The organism is Actinoplanes sp. KI2 (assembly GCF_025630775.1).
GTDB lineage: Bacteria > Actinomycetota > Actinomycetes > Mycobacteriales > Micromonosporaceae > Actinoplanes.
This window is the reverse complement of sequence record NZ_JAOSZE010000026.1, coordinates 32,285-54,990: the sequence shown is the minus strand read 5'-3', so window position 1 is coordinate 54,990 and position 22,706 is coordinate 32,285. Positions and strand designations below refer to the sequence as shown.

The 22,706-nt window shown below is 72.7% G+C and carries 24 protein-coding genes and 1 pseudogene; 18 read left to right on the top strand and 7 right to left on the bottom strand.

Annotated features, from left to right (window positions below; all coding sequences use genetic code 11):
- Nucleotides 1-34: 34 nt before the first annotated feature.
- The 15 genes and pseudogenes from ODJ79_RS26645 to ODJ79_RS26580 all read left to right on the top strand — a co-directional run bounded on the left by ODJ79_RS26645 (nt 35) and on the right by ODJ79_RS26580 (nt 12,780).
- Nucleotides 35-643: a hypothetical protein gene (locus ODJ79_RS26645; protein WP_263026323.1), complete on the top strand. Its 609-nt coding sequence runs from the start codon at nt 35-37 to the stop codon at nt 641-643.
- A 185-nt stretch (nt 644-828) separates the two neighbouring features.
- Entirely contained in the window at nt 829-1,161 is a 333-nt protein-coding gene (locus ODJ79_RS26640; protein WP_263026322.1) for a hypothetical protein, read from the top strand.
- A 15-nt stretch (nt 1,162-1,176) separates the two neighbouring features.
- The gene (locus ODJ79_RS26635; RefSeq protein WP_263026321.1) at nt 1,177-2,814 is read left to right on the top strand and encodes a phage tail sheath family protein; all 1,638 of its coding nucleotides are present in this window, start codon (nt 1,177-1,179) and stop codon (nt 2,812-2,814) included.
- A gap of 27 nt (nt 2,815-2,841) precedes the next feature.
- Nucleotides 2,842-3,264, top strand: coding sequence for a phage tail protein (locus ODJ79_RS26630; RefSeq protein WP_263026320.1), 423 nt, complete (start codon nt 2,842-2,844; stop codon nt 3,262-3,264).
- Nucleotides 3,261-3,620 carry a hypothetical protein gene (locus ODJ79_RS26625; RefSeq protein WP_263026319.1) on the top strand — a complete coding sequence of 120 codons (360 nt, stop codon included), beginning with the start codon at nt 3,261-3,263 and terminating at the stop codon, nt 3,618-3,620. The genes ODJ79_RS26630 and ODJ79_RS26625 overlap by 4 nt, the downstream gene beginning before the upstream one ends.
- A gap of 17 nt (nt 3,621-3,637) precedes the next feature.
- A pseudogene (locus ODJ79_RS47200) lies at nt 3,638-3,787 on the top strand (DUF6760 family protein); the annotation flags it as partial.
- Entirely contained in the window at nt 3,780-4,238 is a 459-nt protein-coding gene (locus ODJ79_RS26620) for a phage tail protein (RefSeq protein ID WP_263026318.1), read from the top strand. The pseudogene ODJ79_RS47200 and the gene ODJ79_RS26620, both read left to right, overlap by 8 nt.
- A 1,315-nt stretch (nt 4,239-5,553) precedes the next feature.
- Complete coding sequence (locus ODJ79_RS26615) at nt 5,554-6,612, top strand: DUF4157 domain-containing protein (RefSeq protein ID WP_263026317.1); 1,059 nt, start codon at nt 5,554-5,556, stop codon at nt 6,610-6,612.
- 22 nt (nt 6,613-6,634) lie between these two features.
- Nucleotides 6,635-7,315, top strand: a complete 681-nt coding sequence (locus ODJ79_RS26610) for a CIS tube protein (RefSeq protein ID WP_263026316.1) — start codon at nt 6,635-6,637, stop codon at nt 7,313-7,315.
- A complete protein-coding gene (locus ODJ79_RS26605) occupies nt 7,308-8,954 on the top strand; it encodes a VgrG-related protein (protein ID WP_263026315.1) in 1,647 nt (548 codons plus the stop codon). The genes ODJ79_RS26610 and ODJ79_RS26605 overlap by 8 nt, the downstream gene beginning before the upstream one ends.
- An 11-nt stretch (nt 8,955-8,965) precedes the next feature.
- Nucleotides 8,966-9,355 carry a PAAR domain-containing protein gene (locus tag ODJ79_RS26600; RefSeq protein WP_263026314.1) on the top strand — a complete coding sequence of 130 codons (390 nt, stop codon included), beginning with the start codon at nt 8,966-8,968 and terminating at the stop codon, nt 9,353-9,355.
- A 3-nt stretch (nt 9,356-9,358) separates the two neighbouring features.
- Entirely contained in the window at nt 9,359-9,766 is a 408-nt protein-coding gene (locus ODJ79_RS26595; protein ID WP_263026313.1) for a GPW/gp25 family protein, read from the top strand.
- Entirely contained in the window at nt 9,763-11,721 is a 1,959-nt protein-coding gene (locus ODJ79_RS26590; protein WP_263026312.1) for a putative baseplate assembly protein, read from the top strand. The genes ODJ79_RS26595 and ODJ79_RS26590 overlap by 4 nt, the downstream gene beginning before the upstream one ends.
- Complete coding sequence (locus ODJ79_RS26585; protein ID WP_263026311.1) at nt 11,718-12,278, top strand: phage tail protein; 561 nt, start codon at nt 11,718-11,720, stop codon at nt 12,276-12,278. Before ODJ79_RS26590 ends, ODJ79_RS26585 begins: the two co-directional genes overlap by 4 nt.
- Complete coding sequence (locus tag ODJ79_RS26580; protein WP_263026310.1) at nt 12,271-12,780, top strand: zinc-ribbon domain-containing protein; 510 nt, start codon at nt 12,271-12,273, stop codon at nt 12,778-12,780. The genes ODJ79_RS26585 and ODJ79_RS26580 overlap by 8 nt, the downstream gene beginning before the upstream one ends.
- On the opposite strand, the gene ODJ79_RS26575 is transcribed toward ODJ79_RS26580, so the two are convergent.
- From ODJ79_RS26575 to ODJ79_RS26555, 5 genes are all read right to left on the bottom strand, one after another.
- Nucleotides 12,768-13,889: a hypothetical protein gene (locus tag ODJ79_RS26575; protein ID WP_263026309.1), complete on the bottom strand. Its 1,122-nt coding sequence runs from the start codon at nt 13,887-13,889 to the stop codon at nt 12,768-12,770. The two genes, ODJ79_RS26580 and ODJ79_RS26575, sit on opposite strands and share 13 nt — an antisense overlap.
- Before the next feature lie 498 nt (nt 13,890-14,387).
- Nucleotides 14,388-15,131 carry a nitroreductase family protein gene (locus ODJ79_RS26570; protein WP_263026308.1) on the bottom strand — a complete coding sequence of 248 codons (744 nt, stop codon included), beginning with the start codon at nt 15,129-15,131 and terminating at the stop codon, nt 14,388-14,390.
- Nucleotides 15,115-16,671 carry a hypothetical protein gene (locus ODJ79_RS26565; RefSeq protein ID WP_263026307.1) on the bottom strand — a complete coding sequence of 519 codons (1,557 nt, stop codon included), beginning with the start codon at nt 16,669-16,671 and terminating at the stop codon, nt 15,115-15,117. Before ODJ79_RS26565 ends, ODJ79_RS26570 begins: the two co-directional genes overlap by 17 nt.
- Entirely contained in the window at nt 16,668-17,306 is a 639-nt protein-coding gene (locus ODJ79_RS26560) for a TOMM precursor leader peptide-binding protein (protein ID WP_263026306.1), read from the bottom strand. The genes ODJ79_RS26565 and ODJ79_RS26560 overlap by 4 nt, the downstream gene beginning before the upstream one ends.
- 11 nt (nt 17,307-17,317) lie before the next feature.
- Nucleotides 17,318-18,637: a YcaO-like family protein gene (locus ODJ79_RS26555; protein WP_263026305.1), complete on the bottom strand. Its 1,320-nt coding sequence runs from the start codon at nt 18,635-18,637 to the stop codon at nt 17,318-17,320.
- Nucleotides 18,638-18,820: 183 nt separating this feature from the next.
- Here ODJ79_RS26555 and ODJ79_RS26550 point away from each other — a divergent pair, with 183 nt between their 5' ends.
- The 3 genes from ODJ79_RS26550 (at nt 18,821) to ODJ79_RS26540 (ending at nt 21,207) form a co-directional block, all read left to right on the top strand.
- A complete protein-coding gene (locus tag ODJ79_RS26550; RefSeq protein ID WP_263026417.1) occupies nt 18,821-19,087 on the top strand; it encodes an acylphosphatase in 267 nt (88 codons plus the stop codon).
- 83 nt (nt 19,088-19,170) lie between these two features.
- Entirely contained in the window at nt 19,171-19,629 is a 459-nt protein-coding gene (locus ODJ79_RS26545; RefSeq protein ID WP_263026304.1) for a hypothetical protein, read from the top strand.
- A 138-nt stretch (nt 19,630-19,767) separates the two neighbouring features.
- Entirely contained in the window at nt 19,768-21,207 is a 1,440-nt protein-coding gene (locus ODJ79_RS26540) for a nitronate monooxygenase (protein ID WP_263026416.1), read from the top strand.
- On the opposite strand, the gene ODJ79_RS26535 is transcribed toward ODJ79_RS26540, so the two are convergent.
- Together ODJ79_RS26535 and ODJ79_RS26530 are read right to left on the bottom strand one after the other, a co-directional pair.
- Complete coding sequence (locus ODJ79_RS26535) at nt 21,155-22,099, bottom strand: class A beta-lactamase-related serine hydrolase (RefSeq protein ID WP_263026303.1); 945 nt, start codon at nt 22,097-22,099, stop codon at nt 21,155-21,157. The genes ODJ79_RS26540 and ODJ79_RS26535 overlap by 53 nt on opposite strands.
- A 31-nt stretch (nt 22,100-22,130) precedes the next feature.
- Entirely contained in the window at nt 22,131-22,700 is a 570-nt protein-coding gene (locus tag ODJ79_RS26530) for a hypothetical protein (RefSeq protein WP_263026302.1), read from the bottom strand.
- Nucleotides 22,701-22,706: the final 6 nt, after the last annotated feature.

Here is a 22,706-nt window from a genome sequence, read left to right as displayed (position 1 = left end):
ATGTCCGCCGATGATCAGCTAAGGTTCGCGCCTTATGGGATCAACGTACGAGACGTTGCTGGTCGCCGCCGACTTCGACGCGACCGTGGACGCGCTGCGCCACGCCGGGGTCACCGCGGTCGTGGTGCCACTGGCCGACGAGCGGGTGGCGGTGGTGCCCAAGGAGGGTGACTGGGACACCGCCCCGGTCCGCTCCATCGGCGCGAACCTCAGCCTGCGCCTGGGTTGTCCGACGCTGGCGATGTGCGTCTTCGACTCGGACCTCGTCCGCTGCTACGTGATCCGCGACGGCGAGACCGTCCACACGTACATTTCCGACGCGGAGATGCTGGTGGAGGCGTTCGAGGACGAGGACGGCCAGTTTCACCCGATGATCGACAACGTGGTCTACCCGGTCGACTTCAAGATCCCCGCGGGCCCGATCGGCGACGACCCGGCGGCCTTCGCCCCGTTCGCGGCAGGTCCGCCCGACCTGGACGCCGTCGGCGCCGCGCTGCGCGACGAGGGTGTTGCCCCGTACATGATGGCCGAGGTCCAGCACTGGGCGATCATCGAGGCCCTCGGCCTCCCACCGGAGGCGCTGACCACCGCGTATCGCCACTGCGATCCGGCCGACTTCCCGGCCGCCGTCGTCCTGGATTAGTTCGCTACGACTGCCCTGTCGCGCCACGCGCTCGCGAACGGGCCAACGGCACTCCGCGCCTCGTCACGCCGTCGGCCCCGCGGTGGGTTGCACCTAAGGCTGCACCGGTGCACCTTTTGCCCGCGCGCATACGCGAGGGAGGCTCATCCCGGCGGCGAATGGCGACGTCCAGGCGGGGTGAGGCGATGACGCGAGTCCTCATGGGAGATTTCGAGGCACTGCACCGCCTCGGGCTCGAGCAGATCCTCCAGGTCGACGGCATCGAGCTGGTCGGCGCAGAGGGGGCGGACATGCTCGACCGGATCTGCGAGGCCTTGCCCGACGTGATCGTCCTCGATCTCGACAAGCGGTCGACCGGCGACCTGGTCCACGCGATCGTGCACCGGTTCCCGCGGGTCAAGGTCGTGGCCTGCTCGTCGCAGCATCCGATGATGCGCGTGTTCCCGCCGCTGCACTACGGGGAGTTCTACGAATCCGACCTTGACCCCGCGCTGCTGACCAGCGCGGTGCAGGCCTGACAGGGGGAAACTTTCATGGCCGCGTCGTACGGAGCACCGGGCGTCTACATCGAGGAGCAACCCAGCGGCTCCATGCCCATCGAGGGGGTGGGCACCGCGGTCGCCGCGTTCGTCGGCTTCACCGAGCGCTACGACACCGAGCAGGGCGACCCGACCGACCCCGCCGGCGTGAAGCCGCAGCTGGTCACCAGCTGGCCGCAGTACGAGCGGATCTACGGCGGCTTCGTGCGGGGCGCGATGCTGCCGCACGCCGTCCGCGGCTACTTCGAGAACGGCGGCGGTAAGGCGTACATCTGCCGCATCCCGACCACCGAGGGCGAGAGCGCCAACGGCGGCCGGCCGACGCTGACCCTGCCCACCGCCGACAAGCCCGACACGCCCAGCCTCCAGCTGTCCGCCGTCGAGCCCGGCCGCAACCTCGAGGTCGAGGTCGTCCCGCCGGCGCCGGCCCCGCCGCAGGAGGGCGAAGGCGGCGAGGGCGCGTCGCACAACGGCTCGGGCGATTACACCCTGCGCGTCTACGAGGGCGGCGCCCTCCGCGAGGAGCTGGGCGGCCTCCAGTTCAGCGGCCGCAGCACCCGCACCGTGGAGAAGACGGTCAACGAGCGCTCCAAGTTCGTCCGGATCGAGATGCAGCCGCTGCAGGGGGCGTCGCTCGCCGAGCGCACCCCGGCCCCCGGCCGCTACACGCTCGAGGTGCCGCCGGTCTCCAGCAAGTCGGTCACCCCGGCCGACCTGGTCGGCAGCGAGAGCGACCGCACCGGGTACCAGGGCCTCGCGATCGCCGAGAACGTCACCATGGTCGCCATCCCCGACCTGGTCACGGTGGCCACCCGGGACGACGGCAGCATCGACGAGGAGATGTTCCTCGGCGCGCAGAAGCAGCTCATCGACTTCTGCGAGGCGAGCCACAACAAGATGGCCATCCTGGACACCCCGCCCGGGCTGAACGCCACCCGCGCCCTGGAGTGGCGCGCCCGGCTGGCCCGCGACTCGGCGTTCGGCGCGCTCTACTACCCGAACGTGGTGGTCAGCAACCCCCTGGCCCGGCCCGGCGCCACCAACGGCGAGCTCTCGCTGGTCGTTCCCGGCGCCGGCCACGTCGCCGGCGTGTGGGCCCGCACCGACGCGGCCCGCGGCGTGTGGAAGGCACCGGCCAACGAGGCGCTGCGCGGCATCGTCCGGCTGGAGACCGAGATCACCAGCGGCGAGCAGGATCTGCTGAACCCGGACGGGGTCAACTGCATCCGCTCGTTCGGCAGCTACGGCACCAAGATCTGGGGCGCCCGCACGCTGGCCAAGACCGATCCGAGCTGGCGCTACATCAACGTCCGCCGACTGTTCAACTTCGTCGAGGAATCGATCCAGCGCGGCACCCAGTGGGCGGTCTTCGAGCCCAACGACTACGACCTGTGGCAGCGGGTCAAGCGCACCATCACCTCGTTCCTGCGTGGACTGTGGATGCAGGGCGCGCTGGTCGGTGCGACCCCGGAGCAGGCGTTCTACGTGCACTGCGACGAGAGCAACAACCCGCCCTCCTCGGTGGACGAGGGCAAGCTCATCGTCGAGATCGGCATCGCGCCGGTGAAGCCGGCCGAGTTCGTCATCTTCCGGATCAGTCAGTGGCAGGGCGGCGGAGCCGCAAGCGAGTAGTGAGGAGAGGTTCCTATGCCCGATTTGATGACTACCTTCCAGTTCGTACTGGAGGTGGACGGCATCGAGATGGCCAGCTTCCGCAAGTGCTCGGGGGTCGAGTCGGAGACCGAGACCATCGAGTACAAGGAGGCCACCAAGGAAGGAAAGATGATCATCCGGAAGGTTCCCGGGGCGATGAAGTGGAGCGACATCACCCTGGAGCGCCGGATCGACGAGTCGACGGCCCTGTGGGAGTGGCGCAAGCAGGTCGAGGACGGCGACGTCGACAGCGCCCGCCGGAACGGCTCGATCGTCATCAAGGACTCGATGAAGACCGAGGTCGGCCGCTGGGACTTCGACATGGGCTGGGTCTCCAAGTGGACCGGCGCCGAGCTCGACGCCGGCAGCAACGAGATCGCCACGGAGAAGGTGGTCATCACCCACGAAGGGCTGCGCAGGACAAAATGAGCGGGTTGCAGACCGAGTTCCCCTTCACTCTGCCGAAGGGGTACGTCGACGACGACGGCACCTTGCACAAGACCGGCATCATGAGGCTGGCCTGTGCACGCGACGAGATCGAGCCGCTGCGCGACGGCCGGGTGAAGGAGAACGAGGCGTACGCGACGGTGATCGTGCTCGCCCGGGTGGTGACCCAGCTCGGCACCGTCAACCGGGTCACCACCAGGACGATCGAGTCGCTGTTCGTCTCCGACTTCAGCTACCTGCAGGACCTGTACCGGATCGTCAACTTCCAGGACCCGAGCATCCTCGAGACGCTGGAGCCCGGCACCCCTTTCCCGCCGGCGTCGGTGGAGGTGGGTTAGGGCACTACGCGCACGACGAGCTCTGGCAGGAGATCGCCTTCCTGGCGTACCACCTGCACTGGGACTTCGACCGGCTGCTCGACCTGGAACACGGCGACCGCATCCGCCTCCTGCGGGAGGTGGGCGGCCTCAACGAACGGGCATGGCAAGGAGTGACGGGTGGCTAACGCGCGCACGATCGATCCGCCGTTCGTCGGCAAGTTCGTGTTCAAGATCGGGGCGCTGCAGATCGGCGCCTTCACGGAGGTGACCGGCCTCGGCGTCTCGATCGACGTGGAGGAGCTGATGGAGGGCGGGCAGAACGCGTACACGCACAAGCTGCTCGGCCGCATGCGGTGGCCGAACATCGTGCTCAAGCGCGGCCTCACCGACTCCAACGCGCTGTTCACCTGGCTGCTGCAGTTCTCCGGCGACGGTTTCAACGGCGCCCAGAACAAAATCAAGCCGGAGACCGGTTCGATCAGCGTGGTGACGCCGAAGGGGGAGCCGTTCCGCACCTGGTCGCTGATCGACGTCAAGCCGGTGAAGTGGACCGGCCCTCGCCTCGCGGCGTCGTCCCGGGACCTGGCGATCGAGGAGCTGGAGGTGTGCCACAGTGGCTTCACGGTCACGACGTGAGCGGGCGCTCCGGTTCGTCGCACGTCTGCTGCCCCGGTCCCTGAGGCCGGGGCTGACCGGTTCCGGCCGCAAGCCGGGCGCGCCGGGCGGGATGGGCGGGTCCGGCGCGCCGGGCGGGCTCGGCGGGTCGGGCGCGCCGGGTGGGCCGGGCGGGCCGTCGGTCGGCGCCGGCGTCGCTGACGCCCTGCCGGTGCGGGCGCCTTGGTCCCTGGTGCGCTGGTATCGAGCCCTACGGTCGAGGGATGACCGGACGCCGGGCGGAACCATCGACCCGGCGCCGGGCTCGGTCGGGCGTCGTCAGCTTCCCGGCTCGACCGCTCGGGACAGGCTTTCCAGCCAATCGGGTACGGGCGGACGGTCCCGGAACCTGGTGGGCGCGACACCCCCGGTGGGTGGCACGGCGCGGCGGCCGGCGGTCGCCCGGTCGCCGCTGACCACGGTGGGATCGCTGATCGGCCTGCCGCCGGGCGGCCCGAACGTGCGGCCGGGGCACGAGCTCGCGATGGGTCCGGGCCTCGGGTCGTTGCGGCCGCCGGCCGGCGGTGCCATCGATTCCGGTACCGGCGGCCCGGCTCCCGGAGGCGCCTCCGCTGTCCGTGGCGGTCCGGCTGTCCGTGGCGGCCCGGATGTGCGAAGCGGTTCGGTTCTCGGACGCGGCCCGGCCGTCCGCGGCGGATCGGTCTCCCATGGTGGTCCGGCTTCCGGAGGCGGTGCGCTCTCGGTGGGCGGCGCCGGCCTCACGGGCGACGTATCCCGGCGAAGCCTTGCGACGCCGACGCCGACGACGCGCGAGCCGGCGCCGGTGGTCGGTGCGGGCCTCGCCGATGGCCTGCCGGTACGTGGCGGGATCTCGATCTCCGCCGCCGGTCCCGGCTCGCCGACCTCGGGTGACACAGCGGACGGACATCGCGCGCCGCGAGTGGGCATGAACCACGAGCACGCCGCCGGTGGGCGCGGTCCGGCGGGCGCGGGCCCGAGCGGATGGGGACCGGGTGTCCTCGGGCGTGCGGGCCTGCGCGGCGTGGCCGGCCCGAGCCGCGACGTCGGACATGGTGGTGATGGCCGCGGACGTTCCGCCGGGGCCGGCCCTGGGGTGGCCGGCGGGTCCGGTGGGTTGGCCGGATCGGGCGGGTTTGCGGGCCCCGGCGGGTTTGCCGGGTCCGGTGGGTTTGCGTCGACCGGGCTTGCGGGGCCGGGCGGGTTTGCGGGGTCGGCCGGGCTTGCGGGGCCGGGCGGGTTTGCGGGGTCGGCCGGGCTTGCTGGGCCGGGCGGGACCGGTGCGTCGCTGCTGCGGCGGCCGGTGGACGGGCCGACCGTGAGCGATCCGGACGGCGCCGGCGGGATGCGCGTGCTCGGCGCGGCCACCCTGCCGCCCGGGAGCGTGCCGGATCCGACCGGGGCCGTCTCGGTCGGCCCCGCGGCCGGGCACCCGATCGGGCCGTCCGCCCGGACGCGCGGGGCCGGCGGCGACTCGGCGGGACGCGTACCGCGAGAAGCCATGGGCGCCACGCCGCGCGAGCGCTGGGCGGCCGCCGTCGCGGCCCGGCCGCTGGAGAGCCCTCGCCCGCTGCCCGTCGCCTTCCACGCGATGGCGACGGCGATCACCGGGCGGGCCCGGCCGCCGCTGTTCACCACCGGGCCGAACACCCGTGGCGCGCTCGCCGCGGCCGGGGCCCTCGGCGCCACCACCGGGACGGTCGTGCACCTGCCGGCCACGCCGAGCGGACCCGCGGTCTCGGCGGTGCTCGCCCACGAACTGGCGCACACCAGGAGCCCGGTGCGGCGGCCGCGGTTCTTCCTGGGCGGCGCGTCCGGCCTGCTCGACGACGACGAACGCCAGGCGCTCGCGGCCGGCAAGGAACGGCTCGGCCAGGCCGTCAGCACCGGGGCGGGGATCGTCGACTCGCTGCCGGTGGGCGGCGGAGGCATGGGCGCGGTCAGCGAGGTCGCCACGCGGGCGGCCCGGGCGGCCGTGATCGAGGCATCCGGCAGCCCGATGGGGAGCGCCCTCTCCGGGCTGCAGGGCGCGGCCGGCGACGCGTTCTCGGGCATGGCGGGCGGCGCGATGTCGGGCATGGCGGGCGGCGCAATGTCGGGCCTGTCGGGCATGGCGGGCGGCGCGATGTCGGGTTTGTCGGGCATGGCGGGCGGCGCGATGTCGGGTCTGCAAGGCGCGGCCGAGGGCGCCGCGTCGGCGGTGGGCGACGCGGTCGGTGGCGTGCGTGACGCCGTCGGCGGGGCGGTCCACGCGGCGGGCGAGGCCGTGGGCGGCGCGGCGAAGGCGCTCGACCACGACCAGATCGTCGAGATCGTCGAGCGCCGGCTGCTGCGCGAGATCGAGCGCCGCGGCGGCCGATGGGCGGGGATCTTCTGATGTCGAGGGTGGGTGCGTTCTGATGGCGGGAGTGCCGACCGCGCCGGTCAAGGCCGAGCTGCGGACCGAGAACAAGGAGGTCATTCCGCTGCTGTTCAACCCGGCGGAGCTGACCATCACGAAGGCCGCCTCCTGGAACGCGGCCGAGAGCAAGGGCAACAACGCGCCGCTGCTGAAGTTCTCCGCGGGGCAGCCGGGGACCCTCGCGCTGAGCATCACGCTGGACACCACCGACACCGGCAAGAGCGTCACCGACTACACCGACAAGCTGATGCTGCTGGTCACCGTCGACCCGAAGCTCCCGTCGACGGACAAGAGCCGGAACAAGGCGCGGCCGCCGTGGGTGACCTTCAACTGGGGGCCGCTCCAGTCGTTCAAGGCCGTCGTCGAGCGGCTGTCGATCAAGTTCACCTACTTCGCCGCGAACGGGACCCCGCTGCGCGCCAAGGCCGACCTCGCCCTGAAACAGTACGAGGACCAGGCGGTCAAGCCGCTGCAGAACCCGACCTCGCACACGCCGTCGCTGCAGACCGTGCACCGGCTCAGCCACGGCGAGACCCTCGACCGGCTGGCCGCCAAGCACTACGCCGACGCGACCCGGTGGCGGCTGATCGCCGAGGCGAACAACGTCATCGACCCGCTCGCGCTGGAGCCCGGCGCGCTGCTGATCATCCCCGAGCTGCCGGTGCGCCGCCGTGGCTGAGGAGAAACGCCGGCTCGACGGTGTGGTGATCACGATGGACGGGCGGCCGCTCGAACCCGCGCTCTACCCGCAGGTCGCGCTGGTCCGGGTGGAGGAGTCGGTGCTGCTGCCCGACTACTTCGCGATCCACTTCGACGACCCGCACTTCGAGCTGTTCGACAAGGGGCAGTGGACGATCGGGACGCGGGTCGAGATCGCGTTCCGGGCCGAGGGCGACCCGGTCGTGGTGACCGCGGGGGAGGTGACCGCGATCAGCGTCGAGCCGGGCGCCTCCGGCCGGCACGAGCTGATCCTCACCGGTTTCGACCTCACCCACCGGCTCGCCCGGGCGCCGAAGTCGCGCAGCTTCCAGAAGGTCACCGACGCCGACATCGCCTCCCGGATCGCCGGCGAGTACGGCCTCGACGCCGACGTCGACGCGACCGGCGCCACTCACGACTACGTGCTGCAGGCCGGCGAGAGCGACTACGCCTTCCTGCGCCGCCGCGCCGCCCGGATCGGCTTCGACGTGTGGGTCAGCGAGAAGACGTTCCACTTCAAGAAGACCCCGAGATCAACTGCAACCCCACCCAAGCTGGTGTACGGCAAGAACCTGTCCCGCTTCAGCACCCGGTTCAGCGCGGCCGAGCGCAGCGACGAGGTGGAGATCCGTGGCTGGGACAACCTTGGCAAGGAGGCGATCACCGGTCGCTCGGACACCACCGATCTCGGCACCGATGCGCCGGCCGCCGAGGAGTTGTCGGCGGCGGCCCGGCGCGCGTTCGGCCGGGTCAAGCGCAACGCCGGCCAGTTCCCGGTCAAGGACCAGGCGGAGGCCGACGCCCTCGCCGGCTCGCTGCTGCTGCGGGCCTCCGGCGAGGAGGTGGTGCTGCGCGGCGAGGCGGCCGGCGACCCGCTGATCGGCGCCGGGGCCAAGGTGCACCTCGAGGGCATCGGCTCCCGGCTGACCGGCGCGTACCGGGTGACCGGCGTCGAGCACTCGTGGGGCGCGGCCCACCCGTACCTGACCCGGTTCGTCTGCGGCGGCAAGGAGCCGGCCGGCATCGCCGATCTCACCACCACCGGCGCGCCGGAGAAGCGCGGCTGGACCGGCCTGGTCGTCGGGATCGTCACCAACAACGACGACCCGGAGAAGCTGGGCCGGGTCCGGGTGAAGTTCCCGACCCTGACCCAGAACGACGAGAGCGCCTGGTCCCGGGTCGCCACCCCGGGCGGCGGCAAGCAGCGCGGCCTGCAATGGATCCCCGAGGTCGACGACGAGGTGCTGGTCGGCTTCGAGCTCGACGACACCGCCCGCCCGGTGATCCTCGGCGGCCTGTGGAACCGGAAGGACGCCCCGCCCGACCCGGGCGCGGTCGGCGGCGGCGTGGTCAAGCAGCGGATGCTGGTGTCCCGCAAGGACTCCCGGCTGATCTTCGACGACGACAAGCCGCAGATCGAGCTGATGCTCGGCGGGTCGCCCTGCGCGATCAAGCTGGAGAAATCCGAGTCGTCGGTCACCGGCGACCAGAAGCTCGTCATCACCGCGACGAACATCGAGATCAAGGCGACCTCGAAGCTGGCGCTGTCCGGCAGCCAGGTCGAGATCACCGCGTCCGGGCCGCTCACCACGTCCGGCAAGCCGATCAAGCTGAATTGAGAGGAGGGGCCATGCCGCAACCCGCCGCACGCCAGAACGACCCGGTCACCGGGACCGACATCCACATCCTCATGGTCCCGTCGCCGGGTGGCCCGGTGCCGACACCCACCCCGCTGCCGTACGCCGGGCAGCTCGCCCTCTCGCTCTCCGCGAACGTGCTGATCAACGGCCGCCCCGCGGCGACCCAGGGCAGCAAGGCGCAGCAGACCCCGCACATCCCGCCGTTCCCGTTCCAGAAGCCGCCCACCAACCAGGGCACCGTCCTGGTCGGGTCGCCGAGCGTGCTGGTCAACGGCAAGCCCCTGGCCCGGCTCGGCGACCAGGTCGCCACCTGCAACGACCCGGTCGACGCGCCGACCAGCGTGATCAGCGGTGGCTCGCCCGACGTGATGGTGGCCTGAGCGATGGCCGGCGACGACTTCATCGGCAACGGCTGGGCGTTCCCCGCGGGGATCAACCGCAACGGCAGCGTCCGCCTGGTCACCGGCACCGACGAGGTGGACGCGGCGATCCGGATGATCCTGTCGACCGTGCCGGGGGAGCGGGTCATGCGGCCCGAGTTCGGCTGCTCGATGTGGGAGCAGCTGTTCGCTCCGCTGACCGCGAGCACGCTCGGGCTGATCGAGCAGGCCGTGCGGGAGGCGCTCGAGCGGTGGGAGCCGCGGATCGAGCTGGAATCGGTGGATGCGGTCGGGGAGCAGGCCACCGGGACCGTGCACATCACCGTCGGCTACCGGGTGAAGTCGACGAACGACGTACGCAATCTGGTGTTTCCGTTCTATACGATCCCGACCGAGGAGCCGGCGCCATGAGCCTCCCCGCACCCGATCTCGACGATCGCCGGTTCCAGGACATCGTCGACGAGGCGAAACGGCGCATCAACCGGCTCTGCCCGGAGTGGACCGACCACAACGTCTCCGACCCCGGCGTGGCGCTGATCGAGCTGTTCGCCTGGATGACCGAGATGACGCTGTACCGGCTCAACCAGGTGCCCGACCGGCTCTACGTGAAGTTCCTCGAGCTGGTCGGCGTCGAGCTGTTCTCGGCCGTGCCGGCCCGCGCCGACCTGCTGTTCCGGCTGACCGCCCCGCGCGAGGAGGTGGTCCGCGTCCCGGCCGGCACCCAGGTCAGCACCGAGCGCCGGGACGACGAGGCGCCGATCGTCTTCCTGACCGACGCCGAGCTGCAGGTCACCCCGCCGACGCTGGTCGCGTGCCTGACGCACACCGGCGACCGGTTCGCCGACCACTGGGAGGAGCTGCGCCGCGAGGCCGCGACCGTGCAGCTGTTCCCGACCCTGCAGCCGGACGAGGCCGTCTACTTCGGACTTCAGGACTCGGCGGCCGGCAACCTGCTGCGCCTGGACGTGACCACCGGGCCGGAGGGCGCCGGCGTCGACCCGCGCCGGCCGCCCCGGGTCTGGGAGGCGTGGGACGGGCACACCTGGAAGGGCGTGCGGATCCTCGACGACACCAGTGCCGGCTTCAACAGCACCGGGGAGGTGACGCTGCTGCTCCCGATGCGGCACGAGGCCCTCGCAATCGGCTCCCGCCGGGCGTACTGGCTGCGCTGCCGGCTGATCCAGGCGGTCGAGGGGCAGCCCGAGTACACCAACCCGCCGGTCCTCGAGCAGTTGTCGGCGGTCGCGCTGGGCGGCGCGGTCTCCGCCCACCACGCCGAGCCGGCCCCGGCCGAGCTGCTCGGCGCCAGCAACGGCCGGCCCGGCCAGGTGTTCCAGGTGCGCCGGGTGCCGGTGCTGCCGCGCCGCTTCGACGAGACCGTCCGGGTCGTGCTGCCCCGGCACGAGCGCACCGGCGAGCCCGAGGAGCAGGAGTGGACCGAGGTCGCCGACCTCGCCGACGCCGAGGACGACGACCGGGTCTTCACCTGGTCGGGCGCCACCGGCGAGATCCGCTTCGGGCCGCGGGTGCTCGACCGGGAGGGCCGGGTGCGCCAGCACGGTGCGATCCCGCAGATCGACGCGCAGATCTACGTGACCGGCTACCGGTTCGGCGGCGGCCGGCGCGGCAACGTGCCGGCCGAGCGGCTCACCATCCTGCACACCTCGATCCCGTTCGTGGCCGGCGTGACCAACCTCGACCCGAGCACCGGCGGCGTCGACGCCGAGACGGTGGAGAACGCCAAGGTGCGCGGCCCGATGCTGCTGCGCGGCGGCCGGCGCGCGGTGACCGCCGAGGACGTCGAGCGGCTCACCCTGGACGCGGCGCCGAGCGTGGCGCGGGCCCGCTGCCTGCCGCCGAACAACCCGTCCGAACCGGCCCGCCTGCTGGTGGTGCCGCGCGTCGACGTGGCGCCGGAGAACCTCGTACTCGATGATCTGGCAATCTCCGACGAGCTGGAGGAGCAGATCAAGGCGTATCTGGAGCCCCGCCGGCTGCTGACGATGCGCCTGCGCATCGATGCTCCGCGGTACCAGGGGGTCAAGGTGGTCGCGGAGGTGCGGGCCGCGCCGGGCGTACGCACGGAGACCGTGCGCGAACGGGCCGAGCGTGCCCTGTACGAGTACCTGAACCCGCTGACCGGCGGCCCGAGCGGGCAGGGCTGGCCGTTCGACACCGACCTGCGCCTCGGCGACGTCTACGGCGTGCTGCACGGCTCGTTCGGCGTGCAGGGCGTCGAGGCGGTGCACTTCTTCTCCGCCGACCTGCGCCGGCAACGCACTCTCGACCAGGTCGAGCAGCGGTTGCGGCTGCTGCCGGAGGCGCTGTTCATGTCGTACGAGCACCGGGTGGTGGTCCAGCAGTGACCGGGCGCGCCGGCTGGCTTGTCGAGCAGTTGCCCCGGGTGATGGGCGAGGACCCGGTGCTGCACGACTTCGTGTCCGCCTTCGAGCAGGTGCACGACACCGTACGGGAACGGATCGACGCGATCGAGTACCAGGTGGACACCGGGCTGGCCAGCCCGGAGATGCTCGCCTACCTGGGTTCCTGGCTCGGCGTGATGCTGGAGCCCACCGACCCGGCCGAGTACCGCCGCACCCTGGTCCGCGAGGTCGGCAAGCTGCTCGGCTGGCGCGGCACCCGGTACGGCGTCGAGGCGCTGCTGCAGGCCGCGACCGGCGCCCGGGTGACGGTGATCGACGCGGGCGGGGTGTACGGCAGCAAGGACCAGGTGCCGCCGCCCGACTCGGTGGTGGTCGTGCAGATGGACCACACCGGGCACCTCACCGAGAAGCAGGTCCTCGCCTTCCTGCAGAGCGAGCTGCCGCTGGGCGCCAAGGTGCAGCTGGACGTCCGCTTCCAGGCGCAGCCCGCCCGCGGTCGCGCCCGGCCACCCTCTTCCTCCGGGGGCGAAGATGCCTGAGATTTACGGCCAGGTCCGGCAGATGCCCTGTCCCGACTGCGGCAACCCGGTGCATCCCGACCGCGACCAGCTCTGCCCCAACTGCGGCTATCCGCTGATGTTCCTGCGCAAGGGCGGCGGCAACGACGACGCCCAGGCCCAGGCCGTCCCGCGCAGCCCGAACGCCGGCGACGACGCCACCAACCTGCGCGTGATCCCGCAGCCGGTGCCGACGCCGCGCGCCGACACCCGCCAGTTCACCCCGGGCAGCTACGGCGCGCCGCGGGGTCAGCTGCAGTGCCGGCACTGCGGTTACCCCAACGAGCCGGCCCGCATCCGCTGCGAGCGCTGCGGCTTCGAGCTGAAACCGGCCCGCCCCCAGGCCCGCCGGCTCGGCCCGGCCCAGTACCAGCAGCAGCCGGCCCGCCGCGGCGGCTGGGGCTGGCTGATCGCCCTGATCGTGCTGGCCGCGGTCGCGCTGGTGGTGCTGCTCGGCACCCTGCTCTGGCTCTACCTCACGTAGATCAGCCGGGAGAGGTTGATCGCGATCATCGTCAGCGTCATCGCGAGGAAGGCGGTGCTGACGACTCCGTACGCCAGGTAGGTGCGGCGGCGGGCCGGGGAGATCGCGCGATGGGCCGACGACAGCGGGACCCGGAACAGGGCGTGTGCGAGGTACGCGCTCGCCCGGTGCCCCATGTTCAGCTCGCCGATCGCCGCCTCGACCGCGTGGTGCCCGTCGGTGGGCAGCAGCGGGTTCAGGTTGTTGACGACGACGATCAGTTGCAGCCCGAGCAGCCAGCGCAACTCGCTCAGCTGCGCCGGGTAGGTCAGGATCAGCAGACTGGACAGCCCGGCCGCGGCCACGTCGACGAGCGGCCCGGCGAGCGCCACGGCCGCCCGGCCGGCCCGGGACCGGATCCGGTACGCGTCGGTCCGGTCCACGTAGGTCAACGGGATGAGCAGGCAGAACAGCTTCACGCCGGCCTCGCGCACCGGAATGCCCAGCGCCTGGCACGCGGTGGCATGGCTCAGCTCGTGCACGGCGGCCTGGGTCAGCAGCGCACCGAGGATCAGCGTCCACCGCGGGCCGCCGAACACCGGGGCGATCGGAAGGGTCAACGCCATGATCACCGCGGTCGCCGAGGCCGCGGCGACGAGCAGCGCGGCGATGACGGCGAGCCGGGGGAAGCGCGCCATCGCCGCCGCGGGTGGTCCGATCAGCCGGGTCAGGTACCTGGCCGGGATCCGTACCCGCGGCGTGAGCCGGGCGAGCCGGGCCAGCACACGGGCGGCGCCGCGCAGCTGCTCGGGCGGCACCGACAGCACGCCCGCCGCCCTCAGGTCACTGAGGAACGTGAGCAGCGCCGCGGCCCGGTCGCGTACCCCCTCCGGACCGCGGGACCGGCCGGCGGCGGCCAGCAGCGCCGTGCCGGTGTGCGTGCCGTCCAGCAACGGGACCAGGCTCGCCCCGGTCCGGCTCAGCCGCACGTAGGTGCCCGTGCCGGGGTGGAACAGCAGCGGGTGCCCGCCGGCGCCGGTGACGAGGGTGACCCCCGGCGCCAGTCCCACGGGCTCCCGTAGCCAATCGGGCACGGCGAGCGCCGTTGCTCCCTTGTCGTGCGGCGACATGCGGTCTCTTCCGCCGGCCAGGGGCGCGTGCCTGCGCACACGCCCCTGGGTCTGGTCAGTACCTAAACACAACTGCTGCAGCCACTGCAGCCGTAGCACCCGCTGCACCCGCTGCACCCGCTGCACCCGCTGCACCCGTGGCACCCGCTGCACCCGTGGCAGCCGTAGCAGCCGTAGCAGCCGCTGCAGCCGTGGCAGCCGCTACAGCCACTGCACCCGTAGCAGCCGCTGCAGCCGCTGCAGCCGCTGCATCCGTAGCAGCCGCTACAACCGCAGCCGACCGTGCCCGTCGGGAACGAGGCGCTGACCACGGTGGGCAGTTGCTCGGCGGTCAGGTCGTCCTCCAGCCACAGGTCGAGCTCGGGCGGGATTTCCGGGCTGGCGAGTTCCGTCTTCATGGACTTGCTCCTCCATTTGGTGTTCGTGTTCCGATGCCGGTCGGCGTCGCCGCCGGCCCGAGATCCGCGGATCTCAGACTTTGGACCGCTGCGACGTGCCTCACCCGTGCTGCGGGTGCCCGGCGGCGAACGCGAGAAGCGCTGCCCGGTGGTACCCGTCGGCGCCGGCCCGCTCCCGGAGGACATGGGGCTGCAGGCCGGCGTACAACGTGCCGGTGAGATGGAGTCGTAGCGCGGTCAGCCACGCGGCCTGCCCGGCCGCCCCGGCCCGCGACAGCAGCAGCCGATGGCCGTGGCTGCCGTGCCGGGCGAGCGCGCCGGCCAGGTTTCCCATGATGATCAGCAGGGCGGGCGCTCCGGCGATCCCGGGCTGCGTGACGAGCTCGTCGAGGCCGTCCGGGAGGCTCGCCACCGGGCGCAGCGCGGGTCGCTCGGGCACGTGCCGGTACAGGCCGGCATCGAGACCGGTCACCCGCGCCGCCGCGCAGTACAGCTCCAGGCCGAGACCGGCGTCCCGCTCGGCCGGGAACGCCTCGGCATCCATCCGGTCGGCGGCGGCCAGGAGGGCGGACAGCTCCGCGGCGGCAACCGGGGTGCCGGCGAAATCGCGGACCGCGGTACGCCCCGGCAGCACGTCGTCCAGCGAGGCGCGTGGTGGCGCCGGTCGCGGCAGCGCGATCGGCGGCCCACCGTCCGGGGCCCGGAGCAGGTGCGGTGGGACCGGGGCCACCGGCCGCCCGCCCGCCTGCGTGTCGGCCAGCAGCTGGCCGAGCAGTGAGAGCCGGTCCCGGCCGGGGTCCGCCCCGGCCGGCGGCGCGGGGAGGATCTCAATCGTCGAGCGCATCGTTGTTCCTCGGGTCCAGGGCGACCACCGCGGTCACGGGTTCGGCGACGGTGTCCAGGCCGAGCGTCGTGCTCAGGGCCAGGTCGTCCCAGCGGTCGGCGAATCGCGCCGTCAGGCCGTGCGCGCCGGCGAGCGCCGCCAGCTGGGCGAGCGCGACACCGGCGTCGAGGCAGACCAGCCGGTAGGCGAGACCCTGGTACCTCGCCCCGGCGGTGGCGAGCGTGCCGGTGAGCACGATCGTGGCGGCCGGCCGCTCCGGCGCCCGGTCGTCCGGGTGCAGCCGGGCCAGGCTGTGATCCGCGCGCTGGTAGAAGTACCAGCCGGGGTCGAGCCCGGGTACGTCGGCCGCGTGCAGGTACGCCTGCGTCGAGCCCAGGTTGCCGGCCGTCGGCGCCCACCGGCCCACCTTGCCGGCCCCGCCGTCGCGCGGCCCGCTGGTACCGCCGCCGTCGCGCAGCCCGGCGCCGGTCCCGTCGTCGCGCAGCCCGACGGTCCGCAGCAGCAGCGCGGCCAGCGCCGCCAGCGTCGTGCCGGTCCGGTCGTCGGCCAGGGGGATGCGCGGCGCGGACGGATACTCCTTGTGGTACCGCTGGAGAGCGATGCTCGCGGGCCGATGCGGGTGCCGGTTGAGCCACTCGCGTGGCCGCGGGGCGACCGCCTGCTCGTACAGGTGCGCGAGGGCGGGTCCGTCCGGCGCGGGCGCCGCGGTGGGTAGGCACCGCGGGCACCCCGGCCGGCGGTAGGCGCCGATGCTCGACTGGGTCCAGTCCGCGAGGTCGAACACGGTACAGCCGGAGGTCGCCGCGCTCTGGCCGACCCGGGACAGCAGGTGCACGGCCTCGGTCGTGGTCAGCGCCGCCCAGGTGGCGAGGCGGGCCGGCGACGGCACCCCGGCCGGGCCGGGCACGCCCCCGGCGAAGCACTCGTAGCAGCAGGTGTACCGGGCATCGAACAGCGGGCCGACCTCGACCGTGCGGCTGCCCACCGCGGTACGCAGCCAACCGGTCCCCGCCTCGGCGCAGGCCCGGTCCACGGCCGCCATCGCGCCGGCGTCCCCGTCGTCGACGGCGATCACGAGGTCGGCCGGCTCGCCCCACCCGTACGTTTCGATTCCGGAACCGGCCAGCTCGGCGCGCAGCCGGGTGGCGAGCGGCTCGGCCCCCGCGATCACGACTCGCGCGGCGGCGAACCGCTCGCATGCCTCGTCCCGGCTGCGGTTGACCCGGGTGGTTTCCAGGTGCCGGCCGAGGTAGCCGGCCACCGGCCCGGTTCGTGCCGGGTCGGCCGGGCCGTCCTGCAGGATCCCGCTCGCGTGCAGCAGGGGCAGGCACGCCTGCTCGGTCTCGGCCAGTTCCGAGACCGGGCGGCTGCCGTCGAGCTCCGCCAGCAGCCGTGGCAGCAGCGTGGTCGCGGTTCGGCCGCGCCACACCTGCCGGCTGCCGGTGCCGACGATCGCCAGCCCGTCGCCGAGCGGCACGTGCACCAGGCCGGGCGCCACACAGGGCCGAGCCGGCGTGGTCGTCTGCTGGTCCCGGTTCATCCCCACACCCCCGGCAGCAGCGCGGGCAGCCGCTCGTACGACCGGGTGGTCTCGTCCCGGCCCAGGCCGCAGCGCGGGCAGCCGTGCACGCCGGCCGCGCGGCCGGAGCGCAGCCGCTGCGTCGGCACGTCGATCCGGAGCACCCGGCCGGCCTCGGCCTCGGGCGCGATGCGGAGCCGGTCGACCATCTCGGCCGCGGTGGCCGCCGCGAACAGTGCGGTCGACGGCAGGTATCCGGCCGGACCGGCGTCGTCGTGCTCGTCGTAGTGGCGGTCGATGGCCGAGCTGACCGCACGGGCCGGGTCGTGCTGCGCGATCCGGCGGCGATAGCAGCCGTGGCACGCGCCGAACCCCGGTACGACCAACGGGCCGATCTCCAGCGCGGGATGGTCCAGGGTGACCGGCAGCCACGGCCGGCCGCTGCGGAACGACTCCTCGTCGAAGGCCCGCTCCAGCGCCGGCGTCCGGCGCCAGGCCGCGAGCACTCGTAGCCGCTTTCCCGGTGGCCCTTCGCCGACGTGGACGTCCGTGATGTGCACGTCGTCCGTGATGTGCACGTCGTCGCGCAGCTCACGGAGGCGCTCGGCGACGGCGTGGCCGAACGGCCCGACCGGACACACGATCAGGTGGTACATGCGGTTCCCTCTCAGGCGAACGGCTGCGGCCAGGTGGTGAGCTCGGCCTCGGGCCTGGCCGGATACCCCATCCGGGCGGGCGCCCGGTAGAGCCGGGGATGGCCGAGATACCGGGCGCGGTAGCTGAAGGAGAGCGGCTGCAACCCCGGGACGACGACGCGCACCACGGTCATCCCGGCGCGAAGCGCCTCGTCGGTGGTCAGGTCCACGACGTACGCGTCGAGCCCCAGCGCCGCCAGGCGGGAGCACACCAGCCGGAGATCGGCGACCGGGTCGCCGGTGGACAGTGCCGGCATCTCCGACAGCCGGCGCCGCGCCGGGGAGTCGAGGAGGAAGCCGAACGCCGACGCCCGCTCCGGGGCGCACATGTACGCGGCGCCGTCGACCACGGTGCTGAACGTGCGCACGTCGTCGCTCGGCGGCCGGGCGCCGTGCAGCGCGATCCGCTCCGAGGACGTCTCGCAGATCGCCTTCGCGGCGGCGGTCTGCGGGTCCAGGCCGGTCGCGCAGGAGACCGCGGTGCGGCAGGTGGGGTGCTCGGGCGCGACCGCCACGCCGTACACGGTGGGAATGCCGACATCGGTGGTCGCGTCGAAGAGGTGGATCGTCACGTCCCGGCCGGCGCTCACGTCGAGGTACCGCCGCAGCTCCGGCCCGACCGTGTCGAGCTCGATCCGCGGCAGCGGGAGCTGCTGCAGCCAGGTCAGGCTGATCGCGTCCCGCTCGATCACCTCGCACAGCGCTCCGCAGACCGCCACCGCCGGATCCGGGTGGGCCGCCACGCCCGTGGAGATCGGGCTGGTGTAACGCTCCCCGGGCCCGCGCGGTGGGATGTGCAGGTAGACCAGCCGGGCCGGGATCCAGCGCGGCTCACCGGTGTGCAGGTCGAGGCCACGCACCCAGCGGATGCGCGCCGACCGATCGGGGCGGGCGACCGGGCAGGCCGGGTCCGCGAGCTCGGCCGGCGAGCAGCGCGGCAGGCTGTCCAGGTCGAGCGCCTCGTCGCCGAGCTCGTCCGCGGTTGCCCAGCGGAACTGGCGCCCGTCGTACACGCAGCTCGAGTAGCGCTCGAGCGCCTCGGCCACCGCGACGGTGGACGCGAGCTCCGGGTCGATCTTTGTGCCGGTGCCGTCGAGCCGTCCCAGGCAGGACGTATCGCACAGGTTGGGAAGCGCCGCCGACACGTCGCCGAGGTCTGCCGAGAACACCGCGAGCGGTGGGTCCGACGGTTGGACCGGCAGCCGGCGTACCTCCTTGACGAGGCCGCCGAGCGGCGAGACCAGATCTTCCAGGCGGGCCGGCCGGGACTTGCCCGCCGCCCGTTGTGCCATCTCCGTGGCAACTGCCATCATTCCGCGCGCTTTCGTGTCGGCTGTGTTCCGGTGGGCCAGTCCGGGTGACCTGGCACGCCAACCAGCTTTAACGGCCGATAGTCCGGTTCGCAGGACTTCACACGGTCTACACACTTATGAACTGATTTGCCACGGGTCGAAATGCCGTAGGCTCGGGCGGTGATGCGCAAGCGTGTGCTGGTCTCCGGCGTGGTGCAGGGCGTCTTCTTCCGCGACACCTGCCGGCGGGTGGCCGGCCGGCAGGGCGTTTCCGGCTGGGTCCGCAACCTCCCGGACGGCCGCGTCGAGGCGGTCTTCGAGGGCGCCGCGGAAAGCGTCGAGCGGCTGGTCGAGTGGTCCCGCCGCGGGCCGGCCGAGGCGGAGGTCACCGGGGTCGACGCCCGGGAGGAGCCGGCCGAGGGACTGAGCGGCTTCGAGATCCGCCGCTAGTCCGGCTCCAGTGCCATTGGTCCGTACCGGTCGATGTCGCAGGTCCCTACTCGCCGCACCTGTGGTGCCGCACGCTGAAACCCATGATCTCTCTTGCGGTGGGCACGGTCGGTGTCGTTCTGATCATCACCGGCGTTGCCATGGTCATCCAGGGCTGGGCGGGACGGCGTGATGTCGGCCGGGAGCTGGCGCAACAACGCATCAGCTTCCCCGCCGGGGAGAACCTGCCCGCCGGACTGACGCAGTACGCCGGCGTACAGGTGCACACCGGCGTGCAGGCCCGGGCCTACTCCGAGCTGATCGCCGTGCACGTCGCCAAGGCCACCGGTGGTCGCACCTACTCGGAGATCGCCGACGAGTGCCAGAACGGCGGACGCGACGACGAGCGGCTCGCCCGGCTCCGGGAGACCGCGTTCATGGGGCAGAGCCTGCGCGGTGCGCTGCTGGGTGCCTACCAGGCTTGGCAGGTCACCCTGCTCGTCATGGGTCTGGGCGCGCTGCTGTCGGCAGCGGGAGTCGCGTTCCTCGCGCTCGCCCTGTAGGTCACCCGACCGTCGGGACCAAAGCCTCATGACGTCCGCCTTTCGTTTGGGCACGGTGGACGACGAGCGTTCGTACCTGAAGAAGTGGGGACTCACGGGTTGAGCACACAGCCGGCGCCGTCGATCATTCAGGGCGGCATGGGGGTCGCCGTGTCCGGGTCGCGGCTCGCCCGTGCGGTGGCCGAGACCGGGCAGCTCGGCGTGGTGTCCGGGGTAGCACTGGACGCCGTCCTGGCACGGCGTCTGCAGCGCGGGGATCCCGACGGGCAGATCCGAGCGGCGTTGGCTCACCTGCCGGTTCCCGGCGCGGCCGAGCGGATTCTGCGGCGCTACTTCGTGCCCGGCGGTCTGGCCGCCGGCGTGCCGTTCCGCCCGACACCGAGGCTCGGCCTGCAACCCAGACCGGACCGGGACGAGCTGACCGTCGCCGGCAACTTCGTCGAGGTGTTCCTGGCGAAGCAGGGTCATCGCGGGCGCATCGGCATCAACTTCCTGGAGAAGATTCAGCTGGCGACCCCGGCCGCCGTCTACGGGGCGATGCTCGCCGGGGTCGACGCCGTGCTGATGGGCGCGGGCATTCCCGCCGAGATTCCCGGGCTGCTCGACGCCCTGTCCCGGGGGGAGCCCGGTGTCCTGACCGTGACGGTCGCCGGCGCTGCCACCGGCGAACGCCACACCGTGGAGTTCGACCCGCGCGGGTCCGCCGTCGCGACGGTCCGGCCACAGTTTCTCGCCATCGTCTCCGCCACGGTCCTGGCCGCCTATCTGACCCGTGACCCGAGAACCGCCCCGGACGGGTTCGTGCTCGAGGGCCCGAGCGCGGGTGGCCACAGTGCACCACCGCGCGGCACGATGCATCGGGATGCCGACGGCGAGCCGATCTACGGACCGCGGGACCGCATCGACCTGGCCAAGGTGGCGGCGCTCGGGCTGCCGTTCTGGCTGGCGGGCGGCCACGCCGCCGGCGGCTCGCTCGATGCCGCCCGCGCGGCCGGTGCCGCCGGTATCCAGGTCGGCACCGCGTTCGCGCTGTGCCGGGATTCCGGCCTCGCCCCCGAGCTTCGACACCGGATGATCGAACAGGCCCTCGCCGACCGGCTCACCGTGCGCAACGTACCGGATGCCTCGCCCACCGGTTTTCCCTTCAAGGTCGTCCAACTGGGCGGGACCCTGGCCGACGACGAGATCTACCGGGCCCGAAGCCGCCGGTGCGACCTGGGATATCTGCGAACCCCGTTCCGCCGGCCCGACGGTGCCGTCGGATACCGGTGCCCGGCCGAACCCGCCGACAGCTACGTCCGCAAGGGCGGCGCCATCGAGGACACACCGTCCCGCCGATGCCTGTGCAACGGCCTGGTGGCCGCCATCGGCCTCGCGCAGCACGGTCGCGACGGCAGCGCCGAACCACCGCTGCTCACGCTGGGTCAGAACCTCGAGTTCCTACCGGGCCTCATCGCTCGGTCGGGACCCGACTTCTCCGCCGCGGACGTCGTCGCCCACCTGCTCCGGCCGCCGGCCGAGCCGGTCAGTACCTCAGGTACTGGCGGGTCAGTTTCGCGACCTTCTCGACCAGGGTGACGCCGGCCGCCATCGAGCGGTTGTCGTGCGACAGCACCACCACCGACACGTTCGTGGTGCCGGAGGTCACTCGCCCGATCGTGTTGATGGCCCAGAGGCCGCCGTCGGCGGAGCGGGTGTCCCAGCCGTTCTTCACCGTCGTGGTCTCGCCCGACCGGGCGATCGACGGGATGCCCCAGCGCTGGGCCCGATCGACGGTGTTCATCAGAGTGAACGCCGTCCGTCGCGACTCGGTGTCCAGCGGGCCCTTGGTGTCGACCAGCTTCGAGAGCAGCCGGATCTGGTCGTCGGCCGTGGTGCGGGTCAGGCCCCACGAGCTGTTCACGACCGTCTGGGTCAGGCCGAGCCGCTTGTTGCAGCGGGTCACGCCGGTGCGGGCGCCGACGTGCTGGAAGAGCGACGTGGCGGCGTCGTTGTTGCTCTGCCGGATCATCGGTTTGGCCCAGGCCATCTCGGCGGCGGTCGGGTCGTGCCCGGCGTCCTGGTCGTGCAGCAGCATGCAGGCGAGGATCTGCGCCTTGACGATGCTCGCGGTGTCGTACTTGACGGTGCCGCGGTATTCGTACCGCTCGCCGGTCCGCTTGTCGAGCACGGCGACCGAGAACTCGGGGGAGGTGCTGTCCAGCTTCTTCAGCGCCGCGGTCAGCTGGGCGACCCGATCGGCCCGGTCGGTCTCGTCCTCCTCCTCGGCGCTCGGGCTGGGCGACGGCTTGACCGTCGGCGCCGGCGTCGGCGACGAGGACGCCGCGGGCGAGGGGGAGTCCCCCTCGATCACCGAACTGGGGGACAGTGTGGCGGTGTCGGCCGTCTTGCGCAGGCCGGCTGTGACGAGGCCGCCGCCCAGAAAAATCGCGGCCGCCACCGCGAGGATCACGATCAGGTTCCGCCGCACCCGTGCATACTGCCGTCTCGGGGCTTCGTAATCAAACAAGAAGCCGACGCATGACCACACGCCGGGGTGACGGCCGGGCGACCTCGTGGAAGCCGCAGGCGGCGAAGAGTCCCTCGGTGCCGAGGTAGCGATCGTCGCGGTGCGGGCCGGGCCCGGCCAGCGGGAAACCCTCGACCGCGGTCGCGCCGTGCCCGGCGGCGGTCTCGACGGCCGCGGTCAGCAGCCGCTCGGTGGTGCCGGCCTTGCGGGCGCCGACCCTGACGAAGAAGCACGGCACCATCCAGACCCGGTCGTCCTCGGCCGGGTCGCGGGTCTTCATCAGCGGCGAGCGCAGGATGCGGGCGTACCGGGAGCGCGGCCCGACCGCCGCCCAGCCGAGCGGCCTGCCGTCGTCGTCGTCGTAGGCGAGCACGCCGAACGGCTCGCCCGACTCGCGGACCGCCGCCTCGAAGCGCACCCGATTGCCGCCGCCCCAGCCCGCGTCCATCTCCTTGGCGGCGAGCAGGAACCACATGCAGTAGCAGCCGCGGGTCGTCGAGTTTCCCTCGAACAACTCCCCGACATCGGGCAGCAGTTCGGCGCCGACCTGCCGGATCTCCACGCCCGC

Coding starts and splice junctions, on each gene's coding strand:
- ODJ79_RS26580 (WP_263026310.1), top strand. CDS start 12,271: ATGCCTGAGATTTACGGCCAGGTCCGGCAGATGCCCTGTCCCGACTGC.
- ODJ79_RS26635 (WP_263026321.1), top strand. CDS start 1,177: ATGGCCGCGTCGTACGGAGCACCGGGCGTCTACATCGAGGAGCAACCC.
- ODJ79_RS26630 (WP_263026320.1), top strand. CDS start 2,842: ATGACTACCTTCCAGTTCGTACTGGAGGTGGACGGCATCGAGATGGCC.
- ODJ79_RS26550 (WP_263026417.1), top strand. CDS start 18,821: ATGCGCAAGCGTGTGCTGGTCTCCGGCGTGGTGCAGGGCGTCTTCTTC.
- ODJ79_RS26565 (WP_263026307.1), bottom strand. CDS start 16,671: ATGAACCGGGACCAGCAGACGACCACGCCGGCTCGGCCCTGTGTGGCG.
- ODJ79_RS26600 (WP_263026314.1), top strand. CDS start 8,966: ATGCCGCAACCCGCCGCACGCCAGAACGACCCGGTCACCGGGACCGAC.
- ODJ79_RS26645 (WP_263026323.1), top strand. CDS start 35: ATGGGATCAACGTACGAGACGTTGCTGGTCGCCGCCGACTTCGACGCG.
- ODJ79_RS26590 (WP_263026312.1), top strand. CDS start 9,763: ATGAGCCTCCCCGCACCCGATCTCGACGATCGCCGGTTCCAGGACATC.
- ODJ79_RS26560 (WP_263026306.1), bottom strand. CDS start 17,306: ATGTACCACCTGATCGTGTGTCCGGTCGGGCCGTTCGGCCACGCCGTC.
- ODJ79_RS26640 (WP_263026322.1), top strand. CDS start 829: ATGACGCGAGTCCTCATGGGAGATTTCGAGGCACTGCACCGCCTCGGG.
- ODJ79_RS26570 (WP_263026308.1), bottom strand. CDS start 15,131: ATGCGCTCGACGATTGAGATCCTCCCCGCGCCGCCGGCCGGGGCGGAC.
- ODJ79_RS26540 (WP_263026416.1), top strand. CDS start 19,768: ATGGGGGTCGCCGTGTCCGGGTCGCGGCTCGCCCGTGCGGTGGCCGAG.
- ODJ79_RS26575 (WP_263026309.1), bottom strand. CDS start 13,889: ATGTCGCCGCACGACAAGGGAGCAACGGCGCTCGCCGTGCCCGATTGG.
- ODJ79_RS26545 (WP_263026304.1), top strand. CDS start 19,171: ATGATCTCTCTTGCGGTGGGCACGGTCGGTGTCGTTCTGATCATCACC.
- ODJ79_RS26595 (WP_263026313.1), top strand. CDS start 9,359: ATGGCCGGCGACGACTTCATCGGCAACGGCTGGGCGTTCCCCGCGGGG.
- ODJ79_RS26625 (WP_263026319.1), top strand. CDS start 3,261: ATGAGCGGGTTGCAGACCGAGTTCCCCTTCACTCTGCCGAAGGGGTAC.
- ODJ79_RS26555 (WP_263026305.1), bottom strand. CDS start 18,637: ATGGCACAACGGGCGGCGGGCAAGTCCCGGCCGGCCCGCCTGGAAGAT.
- ODJ79_RS26610 (WP_263026316.1), top strand. CDS start 6,635: ATGGCGGGAGTGCCGACCGCGCCGGTCAAGGCCGAGCTGCGGACCGAG.